1 tRNA gene and 1 rRNA gene are annotated in these 344 nt (G+C 54.9%); both read left to right on the plus strand.

Features of this window, described 5'->3' with window-relative positions:
• Positions 1-112, plus strand: a 16S ribosomal RNA gene (locus ACSEXW_RS28375); the annotation flags it as partial.
• Between the two features lie 110 nt (positions 113-222).
• A tRNA-Ile gene (locus ACSEXW_RS28380) sits at positions 223-296 on the plus strand.
• Positions 297-344: the final 48 nt, after the last annotated feature.

Genomic DNA, 344 nt, shown 5'->3' on the forward strand with positions numbered 1-344 from the left:
CGAAGTCGGTGAGGTAACCGCAAGGGGCCAGCCGCCGAAGGTGGGGTAGATGATTGGGGTGAAGTCGTAACAAGGTAGCCGTATCGGAAGGTGCGGCTGGATCACCTCCTTTCTATGGAGTACCTCGTGACCGCAGCGTCACGGTACAATGAGCAAGACAATCGGCTGATGTTACTTACTCGTGTTCAGTTTTGAAGGGGTTAAATCCTTCAATGGCAATAAGGGCCTTTAGCTCAGCTGGTTAGAGCGCACCCCTGATAAGGGTGAGGTCGGTGGTTCGAGTCCACTAAGGCCCACTTTATCCCCACATGGGGCCATAGCTCAGCTGGGAGAGCGCCTGCCTT

Source organism: Oryzibacillus soli (genome assembly GCF_051594765.1).
Classification (GTDB): Bacteria; Bacillota; Bacilli; order Paenibacillales; family NBRC-103111; genus Paenibacillus_AR.